15 protein-coding genes are annotated in these 15,019 nt (G+C 73.1%); 7 read left to right on the top strand and 8 right to left on the bottom strand.

What is annotated here, in order from left to right; genetic code table 11:
• Position 1 precedes the first annotated feature (1 nt).
• The 4 genes from MUY14_RS14095 (at position 2) to MUY14_RS14080 (ending at position 3,627) form a co-directional block, all read left to right on the top strand.
• Positions 2-484: a nucleoside deaminase gene (locus MUY14_RS14095; RefSeq protein WP_247023442.1), complete on the top strand. Its 483-nt coding sequence runs from the start codon at positions 2-4 to the stop codon at positions 482-484.
• 109 nt (positions 485-593) lie between these two features.
• On the top strand, positions 594-2,045 hold the full coding sequence (locus tag MUY14_RS14090; RefSeq protein WP_247023441.1) for an NCS2 family permease: 1,452 nt from the start codon (positions 594-596) through the stop codon (positions 2,043-2,045).
• A gap of 11 nt (positions 2,046-2,056) precedes the next feature.
• On the top strand, positions 2,057-2,473 hold the full coding sequence (locus MUY14_RS14085; protein ID WP_247023440.1) for a gamma-glutamylcyclotransferase: 417 nt from the start codon (positions 2,057-2,059) through the stop codon (positions 2,471-2,473).
• Positions 2,474-2,532: 59 nt separating this feature from the next.
• A complete protein-coding gene (locus MUY14_RS14080; protein WP_247023439.1) occupies positions 2,533-3,627 on the top strand; it encodes a glycerate kinase in 1,095 nt (364 codons plus the stop codon).
• A gap of 3 nt (positions 3,628-3,630) precedes the next feature.
• On the opposite strand, the gene MUY14_RS14075 is transcribed toward MUY14_RS14080, so the two are convergent.
• Positions 3,631-4,338: a TetR/AcrR family transcriptional regulator gene (locus MUY14_RS14075; protein ID WP_247023438.1), complete on the bottom strand. Its 708-nt coding sequence runs from the start codon at positions 4,336-4,338 to the stop codon at positions 3,631-3,633.
• A 162-nt stretch (positions 4,339-4,500) separates the two neighbouring features.
• Here MUY14_RS14075 and MUY14_RS14070 point away from each other — a divergent pair, with 162 nt between their 5' ends.
• Positions 4,501-6,723 (top strand): glycoside hydrolase family 15 protein, encoded by a 2,223-nt coding sequence (locus MUY14_RS14070; protein WP_247023437.1) that lies wholly within the window; start codon positions 4,501-4,503, stop codon positions 6,721-6,723.
• On the opposite strand, the gene MUY14_RS14065 is transcribed toward MUY14_RS14070, so the two are convergent.
• The 5 genes from MUY14_RS14065 to MUY14_RS14045 form a co-directional block, all read right to left on the bottom strand.
• On the bottom strand, positions 6,711-7,580 hold the full coding sequence (locus tag MUY14_RS14065; RefSeq protein WP_247023436.1) for a hypothetical protein: 870 nt from the start codon (positions 7,578-7,580) through the stop codon (positions 6,711-6,713). The genes MUY14_RS14070 and MUY14_RS14065 overlap by 13 nt on opposite strands.
• Positions 7,577-8,902 (bottom strand): hypothetical protein, encoded by a 1,326-nt coding sequence (locus MUY14_RS14060; RefSeq protein ID WP_247023435.1) that lies wholly within the window; start codon positions 8,900-8,902, stop codon positions 7,577-7,579. Before MUY14_RS14060 ends, MUY14_RS14065 begins: the two co-directional genes overlap by 4 nt.
• The gene (locus MUY14_RS14055; RefSeq protein WP_247023434.1) at positions 8,895-9,200 is read right to left on the bottom strand and encodes a DUF6403 family protein; all 306 of its coding nucleotides are present in this window, start codon (positions 9,198-9,200) and stop codon (positions 8,895-8,897) included. Before MUY14_RS14055 ends, MUY14_RS14060 begins: the two co-directional genes overlap by 8 nt.
• 95 nt (positions 9,201-9,295) lie before the next feature.
• Positions 9,296-10,165: a hypothetical protein gene (locus MUY14_RS14050; protein WP_247023433.1), complete on the bottom strand. Its 870-nt coding sequence runs from the start codon at positions 10,163-10,165 to the stop codon at positions 9,296-9,298.
• Complete coding sequence (locus MUY14_RS14045) at positions 10,162-11,163, bottom strand: SPFH domain-containing protein (protein WP_247023432.1); 1,002 nt, start codon at positions 11,161-11,163, stop codon at positions 10,162-10,164. The genes MUY14_RS14050 and MUY14_RS14045 overlap by 4 nt, the downstream gene beginning before the upstream one ends.
• Before the next feature lie 84 nt (positions 11,164-11,247).
• On the opposite strand from MUY14_RS14045, the gene MUY14_RS14040 reads away from it, so the two are divergent.
• Positions 11,248-11,925, top strand: coding sequence for an NUDIX domain-containing protein (locus tag MUY14_RS14040; protein ID WP_247023431.1), 678 nt, complete (start codon positions 11,248-11,250; stop codon positions 11,923-11,925).
• A gap of 554 nt (positions 11,926-12,479) precedes the next feature.
• Here the strand turns inward: MUY14_RS14040 and MUY14_RS14035 are convergent.
• Complete coding sequence (locus MUY14_RS14035) at positions 12,480-13,616, bottom strand: FAD-dependent monooxygenase (protein ID WP_247023430.1); 1,137 nt, start codon at positions 13,614-13,616, stop codon at positions 12,480-12,482.
• 88 nt (positions 13,617-13,704) lie between these two features.
• Between MUY14_RS14035 and MUY14_RS46865 the strand changes: the two genes are divergently transcribed.
• Complete coding sequence (locus MUY14_RS46865) at positions 13,705-14,400, top strand: TetR family transcriptional regulator (RefSeq protein ID WP_281506292.1); 696 nt, start codon at positions 13,705-13,707, stop codon at positions 14,398-14,400.
• 19 nt (positions 14,401-14,419) lie between these two features.
• On the opposite strand, the gene MUY14_RS14015 is transcribed toward MUY14_RS46865, so the two are convergent.
• Positions 14,420-15,013 carry a hypothetical protein gene (locus MUY14_RS14015; protein WP_247023429.1) on the bottom strand — a complete coding sequence of 198 codons (594 nt, stop codon included), beginning with the start codon at positions 15,011-15,013 and terminating at the stop codon, positions 14,420-14,422.
• Between the last annotated feature and the right edge of the window lie 6 nt (positions 15,014-15,019).

Here is a 15,019-nt window from a genome sequence, read left to right as displayed (position 1 = left end):
GATGACCACGTCGCTTTCCGTCGAGCAGGAGTGGCTCGACCAGGCCATCCGCATCGCGGAGACCAACGTCGCGAACGGCGGCGGCCCCTTCGGCGCGCTGATCGTGAAAGACGGCGAGATCGTCTCGACCGGCGTCAACCGCGTCACCGCCAACCTCGACCCGACCGCGCACGCCGAGGTGGTCGCGATCCGGGCGGCCTGCCAGGCACTCGGTACCTTCAAGCTCGACGGCTGCGTGCTCGTGTCCAGCTGCGAGCCGTGCCCGATGTGCCTGTCCTCGGCGCTGTGGGCGCGCGTCGGCAAGGTCCTCTTCGCCGCCGACCGCGACGACGCGGCCAAGGCCGGCTTCGACGACCGCGCCTTCTACGAACTCTTCGACCGTCCCCGCGACACCTGGACGGTCCCCGTCACGCGACTGTCCGCAAAGGACGGTTTCGCCCCCTTCGCGGCTTGGCTCGACAAGGCCGACCGCACCGACTACTGACCCACAAGGCCAGCTGACCGGAGCACAACCGAATCGAACGTCCCGCTCGCCCAGGCACGGCGCTGTGCCTCGGCCTGGCCGAGCACACCCACCGGCAAGGGCAGGACGCATGACCCAGACCGAAGTCACCGCACCAGTGGTCGACGGAGTACCCGAACCACCGCAGCGCCGATCCCTGCTCGACAGGCTGTTCGAGCTGCGGGCCCGGCAGAGCACCCTCGGCCGTGAAGTCCGCGGCGGCGTCACGACGTTCGTCGCGATGGCCTACATCGTGCTGCTCAACCCGCTCATCCTCGGCGCCTCCGCCGACATCACCGGCGCCCGGCTCTCCGCCGCGCAGGTGACCACCGCGACGGCGCTGGCCGCCGCCGTGATGACCGTCCTCATGGGACTCATCGGCAACGCGCCCCTCGCGCTGGCCGCCGGGCTGGGCATCAACGGCATCGTCGCCTTCCAGATGGCGCCGTCGATGACGTGGGCGCAGGCGTTCGGGCTGGTCGTGCTCGAAGGCGTGTGCATCGTGCTGATGGCGGTCAGCGGCGTCCGCGAACGGATCATGAACGCCATTCCCAGGCCGCTCAAGATGGCGATCACCGTCGGGATCGGGCTCTACATCGCCCTGGTCGGGCTGGTCAGCGCCGGGTTCGTGACCCGGGTGCCGGACGCGGCCCAGACCACGGTCCCGGTGCGCCTCGGGGCGAGCGGGCACCTGCACGGCTGGCCGATCGTCGTGTTCTGCTTCGGCCTGCTGCTGATGATCGTGCTGATGGCCCGCAAGGTCCCCGGCGCGGTGCTGATCAGCATCGGGGTGTCCACCGTGCTCGCCGTCGTGCTGCACGAGGGGTTCGGCGTCGGCGGCTGGGGCCTCACCACCCCGGCGCTGCCCGCCCACGTCGTCGCCGCACCGGACTTCGGGCTCTTCGGCCACATCGACCTGTTCGGCGGGTTCGCCTCGGCGGGCGCGCTCGCGGCCACGGTGTTCCTGTTCACGCTGGTGCTGTCCGGGTTCTTCGACGCCATGGGCACGATCACCAGCGTCTCGGACGAGGCCGGGCTGTCGAAGAACGGCAAGGTCCCGCGGATGGGCCGGATCCTGCTGGTCGACGGCGCGGGCGCGATCGCGGGCGGCGTCACCGGCTCGTCGCCGAACACGGTGTTCCTGGAGTCCGCGGCCGGCGTCGGCGAAGGCGCCCGCACCGGGCTGGCGAGCGTCGTCACCGGGCTGCTGTTCGCCGGGACGCTGCTGTTCACCCCGCTCGCCGGCGTGGTGCCGGCGCAGGCCGCGGCGCCCGCGCTGGTGGTCATCGGCGGCATGATGGTCGCGCAGTGCCGCACCATCCCGTGGAACGACCCCGACTACACGATCCCGGTGTTCCTGACCGCGGCCCTGATCCCGTTCACCTACTCGATCACCAACGGCGTCGGCGCCGGCCTGATCGCGTTCGTGCTCATCAAGATCGGCCGTGGCAAGTGGCGCGAGGCCGGCTGGCTGCTTTCCGTGCTGGCGCTGGTGTTCGCGGTGTACTTCGCCGTCGACGGCGTCGAAGCCCTCTTCCGCTAAGGAGAAATCCCGTGGCCCTGATGTTCTTCAACGGCGGCGCCATGCGCGGCGAACCGCTGCACCACCTCCTGGACGGCTCACCGTTCGTGGACACCGCGCGGACCGCGGCGAAGTACCGGTTCTACGCCGTCGGCGAGCAGTGCCCGGCGCTGTACCCGGTGTCGCACGGCGGTGCGGAGGTGGTCGGCGAGGTCTACGACGTTTCGCTCGACGACCTGCGCGACAAGGTGCTGCCGTCCGAACCGCACGAGCTGGAGCTCGGCGTGGTGGAGCTGACCGACGGCAGTTCGGCGTTCGCGATGCTGCTGCGGCGGCCGTACACCTCGCACGTCGCCCTGCGGGACATCACCGAGGTAGGCGACTGGCGGGCCTACTGTGTCGAAAAGTACCAATCTGACCGGCAGCCACGGCGGAACGCGTGCCAGTGAGCCGGTCGACTCCGGGCCGTGTCCGCCTACTTTCGGCCAGATTGGTACAAGGCGAGCGCGTGAAAGTCCTCGTCGCGCCGGACAAGTTCAAGGGTTCGCTGACCGCGGCCGAGGTGGCGTCGGCGGTGGCGGCGGGCCTCGCCGACGGCCACCCGTCGGTCACGGTGGAGACCCTGCCGGTGGCGGACGGCGGCGACGGCACGGTCGACGCCGCCGTCGCCGCCGGGTACGAGCGGGTGCGCGTCCCGGCCCGCGGGCCGACGGGGGCGCCGCTGACGGCGTCGTACGCGGTCCGCGGGGACACCGCGGTCGTCGAGCTGGCCGAGGCGTCCGGGCTGCACCGGCTGCCCGGGGCGCCCGCGCCGCTCACGGCGACGAGCGCGGGAACGGGGGACGTCATCGCGGCGGCGGTGGCCGCGGGCTGCCGCCGGATCGTGCTCGGCGTCGGCGGCAGCGCGTGCACCGACGGCGGCGCGGGCCTGCTGACCGCGCTGGGCGCCCGGCTGCTGGACGACGCCGGCCGCGAACTCCCTCTCGGTGGCGCGGCGTTGGCCCGGCTGTCCTCACTGGACTTGTCCGGTCTGTCCGAAGTGGACATCGAGCTGGCGAGCGATGTGGACAATCCGCTGTACGGGCCGAGTGGCGCGGCTTTCGTCTACGGACCCCAGAAAGGCGCTTCCCCCGCGGACGTCGAAGCGCTCGATTCGGCGTTGCGGCACTGGGCGTCGATCGCGGGTCCGGAGTTCGCCTCGAGGCCCGGTGCCGGAGCCGCCGGGGGAGTGGGGTTCGCCGCGATGGCGGTGCTGGGCGCGCGGATGCGGCCGGGGATCTCGCTGCTGCTGGACTTGCTGGGCTTCGAGTCGGCGTTGGCCGGAGCTTCGCTGGTGATCACCGGTGAGGGGTCACTCGACCATCAGACGCTGTCGGGCAAGGCTCCCGCCGGGGTCGCACGGGCCGCGGCTGCCGCGGGGATCCCGTGCGTCGCGGTCTCCGGGCGCTGCAAGCTGTCGGCCTCCGAGCTGGCGGGGGCCGGGATCGCGGCGGCGTACGCGTTGACGGACCTGGAGCCGGACCCGGCCCGCTGCATGGCGGAGGCGGGACCGCTGCTGCGCCGCCTGGCCCGCCGGGTGGGGGCGGACCACCTGGGCCGGTGAGGCTCAGGCGTCGGCGATGCGGTCCAGCCACTCGGCGAGCAGCACCCGCTCGGCGTCGGTGAGCGTGGTGGTGCCGCCGAGCCCGGCGCGCAGGGCGATCGCCCGTTCGGGCAGGCCGGACGACGCCGGTTCCGCGGTGTCGGTGAGGATGCGGCTCAGCACCGTTTCCCGCGCCGTCGCCGAAAGCTCGCGGTCGCGGTCCGCCTCCGGGGTCGCGATCAGCGAGAGCACGACTCCCATGCCGGTCGCGTGCACGAGCCGGGCCGCGCGGTCGACGCTCACCCGCAGCCGGCCCGCCGCCGCGACCCGTTCGATGATCTCGCGCAGCATCCCTTCGGCTTCGCGCGCGGCGGGGGACGTGCGGCCCGGGCGGGCGTCGCCGTACATGAGCACGTAGAACTCCGGGCGGGACAGCCCGAACTCCTGGTGCAGGTCCCAGCCGCGCCGCAGGTCCTCGACCGGGTCGCCGGTCGAGCCCAGCGCGCGCTTGCTGGTCAGGTACTCGTCGAACCCGTACGCGGCGACCGCGTCGAGCAGGCCGTCCTTGTCGCCGAAGAGCCGGTACAGCGCGGGTGGCTGGACACCGGCGGCCGCGCTGACCGCACGGGTCGAGAGCCCGTCGCGGCCCTCCGCCACCAGCAGCTCGGCCGCCGCCTTGAGGATTCGCTCGCGGGTCTCCGCCGCCGGGCTGACCGGAGTCTTCGTCACCATGGTTCCAATGGTAACAAATCTTGGGTAGCACTAGTTCGACGCTGGGCCGTCCGGCGGAGGGCTGGATCGGTTCAGCCCGATCGGACATTGCTTGTCACCTGCTGGTGGCTCAATATGTTGCCGCTCGCAACATATTGACGACAACGCCGTCGGAGGTCGGAAATGATCAGGTGGAAAGCGGTCCTGGCCTGCGCCGGAGCAGGGGTCCTGCTCGCCGGGCTCGCCCAGGGCACGGCGCTGGCCAGCGGCACCGCGACCGACTGCTGCGGCGGCGGGGCGTCCTGGGCGACCGGCAACAAGTCCGCGCTGGGCACCTCGACGACCGCCGGCAGCCCGGTGTGGTTCACCGTCGCCGACGGCGTCACGTCCGAGGTCTTCTACCCCCGCGCCGACGTCCCGAACACGCAGGACGTGCAGTACGTCGTCACCGACGGCTCGACCTTCGTCGACCTGGAACGCGACGCCACGAACCACGTCGTCACGATGCCCGACGAGAAGGCGCTGCAGTACACCGTCACCAACACCGCCAAGAGCGGGAAGTACCGGATCACCACCGACTACGTGACCGACCCGGCCCGCGCCACCCTGGTCACGAACACCCGGTTCCAGTCCCTCGACGGCGGCAGCTACCGGCTCTACCTGCTGGCCAACCCGTCGATGGCGGGCGGCGGCGCGAACGACAACGCCTGGTGGGACGGCAGCGGCCTGCTCGCCAGTGGCACCGAGACGCTGTTCGGCGGCTCGGCCACCACGGTCGTCCAAGCCCTGCGCGTCTCGACCGGCTTCACCGCGCACGACAACGGCTACACCGGTGCGGGCAGCGACTGCCTGACCGACCTGCGCGCCGACAAGAACCTGAACAACCAGTTCGACAACGTCTCCGGCACCGGCAACGTCGTCCAATGTGGGCAGATCCCGGTCGGCAGCGACACGACGTTCACCGTCGCGCTCGGCTTCGGTGCCACCCCGGCGGCCGCGACCTCGGCCGCGAGCGGGTCGCTGAGCAGCGGGTTCGCCGGCGTCTCGGCGTCCTACCGCAGCGGCTGGAACTCCTACGTCGGCAGCCTGAAACCCGCCCCGGCCAGCGTCTCCGGTGACACGCAACGGCGGCGCGCCTACTACGTCGCCGCGATGGCACTGAAGACCGCCGAGGACAAGCAGCACCCGGGCGCGAGCGTCGCCGGCCTGGCGACGCCGTGGGGCAACTTCACCAACGGCGACCACCTCAACGACGGCTACCACCGCGTCTGGGGCCGCGACCTCTACCAGCAGGCGACCGGTCTGCTGGCCGCCGGCGACAGCGCCCAGGCCAAGCGGATGGCGCAGTTCCTCTGGAACTCCCAGTGGATCGGCAGCCCGACCGCCGGGGACGGCACGACTTACCCGGCGGGGTCGTTCCCGCGCTACAGCCCGGTCTCCGGGGTCGCCGGCGCGAGCGCCCAGCAGCTCGGCTGCTGCGAACAGCTCGACCAGGACGCCGACGCGATCCTGCTCGCGTGGCTGACCGGTCTCACCGACGGCTCGACCTACGCCAAGGTCAAGACGACGGCGAACCACATCGTCTCGACCGGCCCCGACACCACCGAGCGGTGGGAGGAGCAGTACGGCAAGTCGCCGTCGTCGATCGCGGCCGAGGTCGCCGGCCTGATCGCCGCGGGCGCCATCGCCCGGGCCAACGGCGACACCGCGAGCGCGACCTCGTGGGAGTCCACAGCGGACTCCTGGCGCAACTCACTGGTCGGCTGGACGGTGACGACGTCCGGCTATTGGGGCGGCCACACCTACTACGAACGCCTCGACCGGGCCGGGAACCCCAACGACGGCGCGACGATCTGCTTCGACGAAGGCTGCTTCTACGAACACGACGTGACCGACTTCGGCTTCCTCGACCTGGTGCGCCTCGGCATCCGCCCGGCCGGCGACGCCACGATCGCGAACTCGGTCGCCCCGACCGCGGCAGCCTCCGACGGCAACGCGCCGATGCAGGTGACGCTGCCCAACGGCGACGTCTACTTCCACCGCTACCCGCACGACAACTACGGCGAGAGCACCGCGAACTGCAGTGGCTGGCCGGCGGGCGGAAACCAGCGGTTCGGACGGCTTTGGCCGGTGCTGTCGGGGGAGCGGGGCCAGTACGAACTCGCCAACGGCCGTTCGGCGGCGGTGTACCTCAAGTCCATGGCGGACTCGGCCAACGACGGGTACTTCGTGCCCGAACAGGTCTGGGACCGCGGCGACGCCGGGTGCTTCGGGCTCGGCCGGCCGACCGGCAGCGCGGGCCCGCTGATGTGGGCCGAAGGCCAGTACCTCCGGCTGGCGCAGAACATGGACGCGGGCCGCAACCTCGACACGCCGTCGATCGTCAAGTCCCGCTACGGCACCTGAGCGGCCAGCTCGCGGGCCCGGGTCAGCAGCTTCTCGACCCGGGCCCGCAGCTCCGGGGTGTCCCGGCCGAGGTCCGGCAGGAGCTTCGCGTAGGCCGCGACGAGGGTCCGGTAGTTCCGCGCGAACTTGCTCTTGCCGGTCTGGCGGGCGTAGCGGGCGTCCAGGTCGATGATCTCCTGGGCCAGCACGGCCGCGGCCGCCGCCAGTTCGGTCCGCTCGTCCGCTTCGGCGTCCCGGCGTTCGCGCCGCGCCACCGCCGTCCGGGTGGCCCGGCGCGCGGTGAGGTAGAGCGCCGACGAGCCCAGGAGCACGGCCCCGGCCGCGGCGGCGGCGATCAGGTACCGCGGCAGCGACGGGCTGACCGTGCGGCCGCCGTCGGGGATCGCGCCGGAGCGCACGAGCAGGTCGTAGTTGATGACCAGCACCTTCAGCGCCTCGACGGGCCGGTCGGCGAAGGCGTCGATGCCGTTGCCGATCATCGACTCCGCGACGAACGCCTTGCCGAAGTTCTCGTCGTCGCGGCCGGGCAGCCGCGAGCACCCGTACTTCTCGTAGTCGTCGCCGTCCCGGCCGAGCATCACGGCGAGGGTGCCGTCGGCCGCGCTGCCCAGGCTGTCGCACGCGTCGCTCAGGTCCGCGCCCGGTTCGAGGAACGCGACCACCAGCCGCCGGTTGCCGATCACGCGCTCGGCGGCCGGCCGGTCGAGGGTGACCCCGGGCGCGGCGTACACCGACGCCGCGCGCAGCTGCCGGGCGACCGGGCCGTCGAACACGCCCGCCGACCACACCGCCCACCCCGCGAGCACGAGGCAGCCGAGCACCGCGATCCCGAACGCCGAACGGAAGAACCGGGTCACGCGAGCCTCCCCCGCAGGAACGCCGCCGGCCGGTAGTCCGGGCGGCCGATGAGGTCGGCGGTGGTGTCCAAATCGGACTCGGCCGCGTCGAGCAGGCTGTGCACGTGCCGGTCCGGAAGCTTCTCGGTGAACGCTTCCCCGGCCGCCGTCAGCTGGGTGATCCCGCGGGTCAGTGCCGCCGCCGAGGCGCCGTCGGTGAGCCCGGAGACCTCGACGGCGAGCGCGGTCAGCCCGGCCAGGCGCGCGGGTACGCCCGTCGTGGCCGGCCGGTCCCGGTGCACCACCCGGCGGGCCGAGAGCGCGAGGAACCCGACCGCGCAGGCGGCGAACAGCCACGGCAGCGCGGGCAGCGCGACCCGGAGCGGGTCGAACGGGGTGTAGGGGAGCGGGCGGTCGAACAGCCCGGCGTAGCGGATGGCCGTGACGCGGTCGAGCCACGCGCCCAGCACGTTGCGCTGCGGGTAGGCGTACTCGCTGAGCCGGTCGGCGAACTGGCCGTAGAAGCTGGCCGTCACGACCTCGGAGAACGCGGCGGCCGACGGGCCGTCGTACTCGATCCACTGGCCGTACACGGCGACGATCGGCCGGCCGGGGAACTCCTTCGCCAGCGCCGGTCCGAAGTGGACGAGCGGCTGACCGGCCGGCTGCCGCGGCAGCGCCACGTACAGCGGCTGCGCGCCGGGGAACGCGGAGGTGGTCGCGGGAGCGTCGTTCAGCGTGGCGCCCGGGGCGAGGTACCGGCCGGTGCCGCGCAGGGCCGTGGTGACGGCGGTGAGCTCCCCGGCCGTCGGGTCGCGCCGGGCGATGGCGGGCTGGTCCGGCGGCTCGGGCCGGTGGTTCAGGCGGGCGATCAGGGTGGTCAGCGACCCGGTGACGTCCCCGGTGGCGAACTGGTGGATCCACTCGCTCGCGCGGTCGGCCGAAGCCTGGTAGATCCCGCCGCTGACCTCGGTGCCGACGATGCGGACGGTCGCGGCTTCGACCTCGTGCACCCGCTGCGCGTCCGCCTTCTTCAGCCCGGGCGGCACGACGAGGATCCGGTAGCCGGTGCCGCCGGCCGCGGCCCGCACGGCCTGGTCGTCCCAGGTCGCGATCGCACCCGGGAGCCGCACGACCGGGGCGGCGCCGACCATCGCCGTGAGCTGTTCGTCCGACGGGAGGGTCGCGCCGCTCAGCTCGCCCGCCGAGCCTTCGGGGATCGGGTCCTTCGCCGCCGGTGCCTGGCCGTAGCTGACGTCGGTGCTCTGCTTCTGCACCAGGAGGAACGTCACCAGCACGGCGACGGCCGCGGCGAGCAGGACCCAGCGAATCCGGTCAGTCACGGGCCGCCTCCCGCCACAGCGCGTCGGCGCGGCGCGCGTGGTCCTCGGCCGCCCGGGCCGCTCGTTCGCCGCCGCGGGCGGCCGCGATCGTCTCGGCTCGCGTCAGCAGCTGCTCGGCTTCCGGATGGGGCACGGCCGCCGCGTCCCGGCTGACGGCGGCGGCGTCGATCGCCGCCCGCGCGGCCGACCAGGCGGTCCGCCGGCGCAGGTCCCGGTTCCGCCACCACGGCAGCGCGACGACCCCGGCCCCGGCGGCGGCGAGCACCACCGCGCCGAGCACCCACACGAGCCACGTCATCCGGCCACCTTCGCACTTCGATCTTCGGCGAGGACGTCATTCTGACGGCCGGAGCCCGGGAATGTGACAACGTTGCCGCATCGTGTCCCGGCCGGTCACCGGACCAAGTGGACAGTCTTCGCGGCCGGGACGAACGTCGCGGTCTGGCCGCGGGTGAGGGCGACCATGTCGGTTTCGAGGCCGTCGCCGAACGCGACCAGGCGGTCGGATTCGACTTCGACCGTCAGCGGCGCCCTGGTCAGCTCGCCTTCGGTGTGCTCGGTGCCGGTCGACGGCGACGGCCACGCCTCGCGCACGAACCAGACCAGCCGGGCCTCGCCGGGACCGGGCAGGCGCAGCCCGCTGTGGCGTTCGCGCCACACCGAGCCGCACCAGCCGGTCGCCCCGGTGCCGGTCCCGACGAGGATCCCCGACGACGCCTGGCGTTCCAGCGGCCCGCCACCGACCCCCAGCCGGTAGCGGGCCGTCTGGTGCCCGGCGTGCCCGAGGTAGATCTCGTTGAGCGCCAGCAGCCGCTGGCCGTCGTCCGCGGTGAGCTCGGCCATCGTCCGGTGCTCGACGTCGCCGGTGGCGCGCACGAGCTCCGCGACGGCGGCCGGCGGGTGCTTGACGAGGACACCGGGCCGGCCCGGCGTCACCCCGATCACCGGCTGCCCGTCGAGGTACTTGGCCACGTTGGCGATCAGGCCGTCCTGGCCGACCACCACGACGACGTCCTCCGGCGTGAACAGGAACCGGTCCAGGTCCGCGCGTTCGACCTCGCCGCGCCGCCAGTCCAGCGGGATGGCCGCCGACGCCGTCTTGAGCGCGGCGCGCAGGGCGGCGTCCGCCTCGGTCACCTCGGCGAGGTCGCGGCCGCGCGTGCGCAGGAAGAACTCCGCCTGGCCGCGCGTGCCGTGCCGGGCCAGCAGCTCGTCGAGTTCGGTGCGCCGGTGCACGAGCACGACGCGCGGGGCGAGGCTCACGACCGCACGCCGAGCTTGGTCAGCAGCGGGGCGAGCAGGTCCGGGGTGACCGTGAGGCTGTCGATCTTCGGCAGGTTCCCGGCCAGCTCCTTGAGCGCCAGCCCGGTGAGCACGCCTTCCGGCAGGTCGCGGTACGCCGCCAGCCGGGCGGCCTCACCCGCGGCTTCGGCCTCGCCGAGCGCTCGCTTGCCGTCGGCCTCGACCTGCGTCAGGCGTTCCCGGCGCAACGCCTGCGCCTCGGTCTCGATCCGGTTCGCCGCCGCGGCCTCTTCGGCCTGCCGGCGGGCGTTCGCGCCGCGCTGGGCGAGCAGCTGCTCCTCACGCCGGGCCAGCTCGATCTGGTTCTGCAGCTCGTTTTCGCCGATGGCGCGCTCGCGTTCGACGGCGAGGGCGCGCCGCTCGTAGGTCGCCCGGTCGGCCTCCTGCTGCACCTTCTCCCGCGCGGTCGTCTGCAGCGCCTTCTCGACCTCCGGCTCGGCGCGGATGGCGACGACGCGGACGTCGACGACCGCCGAGCCGGTCTGCGCGAGCCGGGTGTCCTCCTCGGCGAGCCCGGCGCGGATCCGGTCGCGGACCGCCTGGACGCCGTCGACCAGCGCGGTTTCCAGCGGCGTGCGCGTCAGGACCTCGACGGCGTACTGCTGGACGTTCTCGGTGAGCAGCCCGCTGATCTGCGCGAGCGGATCGCCCCGCCAGCGGCCGGTGTCCGGGTCGATGGAGAAGTCGATCCGCTGCGCGGCGAGCGTCGGGTCTTCGATCCGGAAGGTGAGCGCGAGCTGGACGGTGACGTCCTGGTAGTCGGCCGTGCGGGCGTGGAACAGCAGCGGCAGCTCCCGGTCGTCGACCGGCACCTCCGAGACGACCGCGGTGAGCGGCCGGTACCAGAACGACAGCCCGACGCCGTCGTGCGCGAGCTGGCCGCGGCGGAAGTGCCGGATGTGCACGGTGGGCGCACCCCGCAGGTGCCGGAACCCGAAGCGGCGGTCGATGTCGGCCATGGGGACCTCCTCTTATCGTCGTGATGACGATATGGGGTGGCGAGTGTAATCGTCAAGATGACGATTAAGAGGTAGGGTGGTGGCATGGGTCACCCTCCGTTCGCCGTCACCGTGGACCTCGTCGTGCTCACCCTGACCGGGGACGAGCTGTGCGCGCTGGTGGTGCGCCGCGGAGTCCCGCCGTACGAAGGGGAGTGGGCGTTGCCGGGCGGGTTCGTCCGCGCCGACGAGGACCTGTCGGACGCGGCGCGGCGGGAGCTGGCGGAGGAGACGGGGCTGGCGGCGGGGACCGTCCACATCGAACAGCTGGCGGGGTACGGGGCACCGGACCGGGATCCGCGGATGCGCGTGATCACCATCGCTTACCTGGCGTTGGCGCCGGACCTGCCGACACCGCTCGCCGGAACGGACGCGGCGGAGGCCCGGTGGGCCCCGGTCCGATCGCTGGCGGCCGAGCGGCTGGCGTTCGACCACGACCGCATCCTGGCGGACGGTCTCGAGCGGGCACGGGCGAAGCTGGAGTATTCCCCGCTGGGCACGGCTTTCTGCGCTGCCGAGTTCACGGTGGCCGAGCTGCGGCGGGTGTACGAGCTGGTCTGGGACACGCGGCTGGATCCGCGGAACTTCCACCGGAAGGTGACGGGGACGGAGGGTCTGCTGACCCCGACCGGCCGCACGACGACCCGCGACGGTGGCCGGCCGGCGCAGCTGTACCGGCGGGGGAGGGCGGAGCTGCTGTACCCGCCGATGCTGCGGGCTTGACCGGGATGGAGCCGGCTGAGGCTGGGCTGCTCCGCCGGAACCGGAGCAGGCCGGCAGCCGCCGTGCGGGCCGTGCGGCAGACCGGATCCACGCTGAACCCGCGTCTGCCGCTGGCCGGCGGGGCACCTGTGACGGGCCACCGGCTCAGCGTTGGGCGGGCGAGGCCGGCATCGGACCGGCTGGTGACCGCCGGTCCGATGGCCCGCGAGTGGACCGGCCCGCGTGCTGTCGGTCCGCTGCTGGGTGGGCCGCGGGCTTGTCGGACCGGTGTTGGGTGGGCTGCGGGCTGTCGGTCCAGTGTTGGGCTGGGCCGCGGGCTGTCGGTCCAGTGTTGGGCTGGGCCGCAGGCTGTCGGCCCAGTGTTGGGTGGGCCGCGTGCTGTCGGACCGGTGTTGGGTGGGCTGCGGGCTGCGGGCTGAGTGTTGGGTGGGCCGCGGGCTGCCGGTCCGGTGTTGGGTGGGCCGCGGGGTTGTCGGACCGGCGTCGGAGCCGACGTCGCTGATCCAGTGTCGGGCAGGTCGGCGCCCGCCGGCCCGGCGTCGGAGGTGTCGGGCTCAGGCCGCCCGGGCCGGCACCAGCTTCCGGGCCGCCGTGACCAGGGGCAGCAGCCGCGTGCCGAAGTTGCGGGCCGCCAAGCCGCGCCGCGTGGCCGGGATCAGCAGGGCTGCCGCCGTGGAGACGTTGCGCTGCTTGGGTTCCACCAGCTTGCGGTGCGCGGTCTCGTACCGGCGGAACGCCGACACGACGTCGCCCGGAGTCCGGCCCAGCTCCTCGGCCAGCGTGTCCGCGCCCGCCATCGCCAACGTCGAACCGTCGCCGAACAACGACACGCACGATGCCGCGTCACCCGCTAGGACGATCCGGCCCGCTGCCCAGGTGTCCATCCGGACCCGGCTCACCGAGTCCAGGTACAGGTCGTCCGCCTCGAGCACGCGCTCCAGCAGCTCCGGCACCCGCCAGCCGGCACCCTCGTACGCCTCCGCGAGCATGCGCTTGTGCAGCGCCGAATCCCGGTGGTCGAACCCCGGCACGGCGTCACCGCGGAACATGAAGGCCGCGATGCCGTGGCCGCGGGACGGGTGGACCGCCACCGCGCGGCCGGGCGAGTTGTACATCACCAGCTCCGTCCGGTCGGCCGGCGGCTCCGCCAGCGGCAGCGTCGCGATGTAGACGCCCATGTGCTCGACGAACGCGTGCTCCGGCCCGAACGCCAGCCGCCGCACGTTCGAGTGGAGGCCGTCCGCGCCGATCACCAGGTCGAAGCGCCGCGGCGCACCCCGCTCGAACGTGACGTCCACGCCGCCGCCGTCCTGGCGCAGTTCGGTGATCGAGTCGTGGAAGACGAACTCGGCGTCTTCGGCGGCGGCCTCGTGCAGGATCGCCGCGAGGTCGGTGCGGGGCAACTCGATGCCGCCGTCGCCGCCCAGCGCGATGCGGCCGGTGCGCCGTCCCGCGTCGTCGACGAACGTCAGCGCCGTCGCGTCGGTGCTCGCCGCGCGCAGCTTCGCCGTGATGCCCATCCGCTCGGCGACGCGCGACGCCAGCCCGCGTACGTCCACTGGGCTGCCGCTCGAGCGCAGCCCGGCGGCGCGCTCGACCACGGTCGGCCGGAAGCCCGCGCGGGCCAGCCAGTACGCCAGCGTCGGCCCGGCGACGCCCGCGCCGGAGATCAGTGCGGTCTGTTCGGTCATGGTGCTACCCCCATCAAGGTCCTGACCATCGGTCAGTCCCGACCGTACGCTCCTGTCCGGCGGTCAGGCAAGGAGCTAGGCTCGGGCGATGACCGACGACACCCGCGCCCGGATCCTGCGCGCCGCGCTCGAGGAGTTCTCCGAGCGCGGCTTCCACGCGACGTCGGTGCGGGAGCTGGCCGAACGCGTCGGCGTCACCAAAACCGCGGTGCTGTACCACTTCCCCGGCAAGGCCGACATCGTCACGGCGCTCGCCGAACCGCTCCTGGACGGCCTCGAAGCGGCCATGGCGAAGGCCGCGGACGCCGCCGACCCGCGCGCGGCGGCGATCGAAGGTCTCCTCGGCGTCTGGCTCGGCCACCGCTACCTGCTGCGGATGAACCTGCGCGACCTCGGGCTGACCGCGTCGAAGACGGTGTTCGAGCGCTTCCGCGACGGGATGCTCAAGGCGAACCACCTGGTGGCGGGCCCGGACGCGGACCTCGCGGGGCGGGTCCGAGCCGCACAGGCGATCGCGATGCTCAGCGACCCGGTGGTGCTGTTCGCCGACGCCCCGGTGGCCGAGCTGCGCGCCGCGGTCCTCGACGGCGTCGACCGGCTGTACGCGGCGGCCGGGCCCGAAGACCGCCCCCGCGGCCGCCGCGGCCGGCCGACGGTGATGAGCCCGGAGACGATCGAGGCGGCCCGGCGCCTGTACGACGCCGGCCACGCCCCGGCCGACATCGCGACGGCGCTGGGCGTCTCCCGCGCGACGATCTATCGGCACCTGCCCGGCGCCGAATAATGAGACGCATTAATGAGACTTATTGAGACGTGACCTCGATAGCGGGCAACGCCGCGAGCTGTGCGGAGGTCAGTTTCGAAGCCGCTTCGAACACTTTCCGCTGGTGTTCCTTGATCCGCTCGTCCACCAGCCGGCTCAGCTCGAAGGCCAGCCGCCCGGTCTGGCGGACCGTGACGTCGTCCACCAGCGGCCGCGCGGCCGACGTGATGACCACGCCGGACGCCGCTCCGTCCGGGGATTGTGAGACGCCCACCGAGTAGGTCTCGCGCGGGTTGACCGCCCCGTCGAGCGAGAAGTCCCGGATCCGGCCGAGCAGCGCGTGCCACTCGGCGGTCTCGCCCGGCACCTCCGTGGCTTCGACGTCGGCCACCGTCAGGCCCATGCCGCGGTCGCCGGTGCGGAAGCAGCGGGCGTAGGAGTTGAGCGCCGACACCCACAGCGCCTCGACGAGCACCGGATCGACGCGGGGATGGGCCAGTTCCGCGACGAGCCGTTCGCAGCACTTGAGGGTGAACTGGAGGTCGTCGAAGATCGCGACGAGGTCGGCCAGGCCCAGCGCACCCGGGGTGGCCAGCCGGCGGGCGCTCGAAGGGGTCGTCGTGGCAGCGGACATCCTCCA

Origin of the sequence: Amycolatopsis sp. FBCC-B4732 (genome assembly GCF_023008405.1) — a bacterium.
GTDB lineage: Bacteria > Actinomycetota > Actinomycetes > Mycobacteriales > Pseudonocardiaceae > Amycolatopsis > Amycolatopsis pretoriensis_A.
Note: the sequence above shows the minus strand (reverse complement) of the source record. Positions and strands in the feature narration are given on the sequence as shown.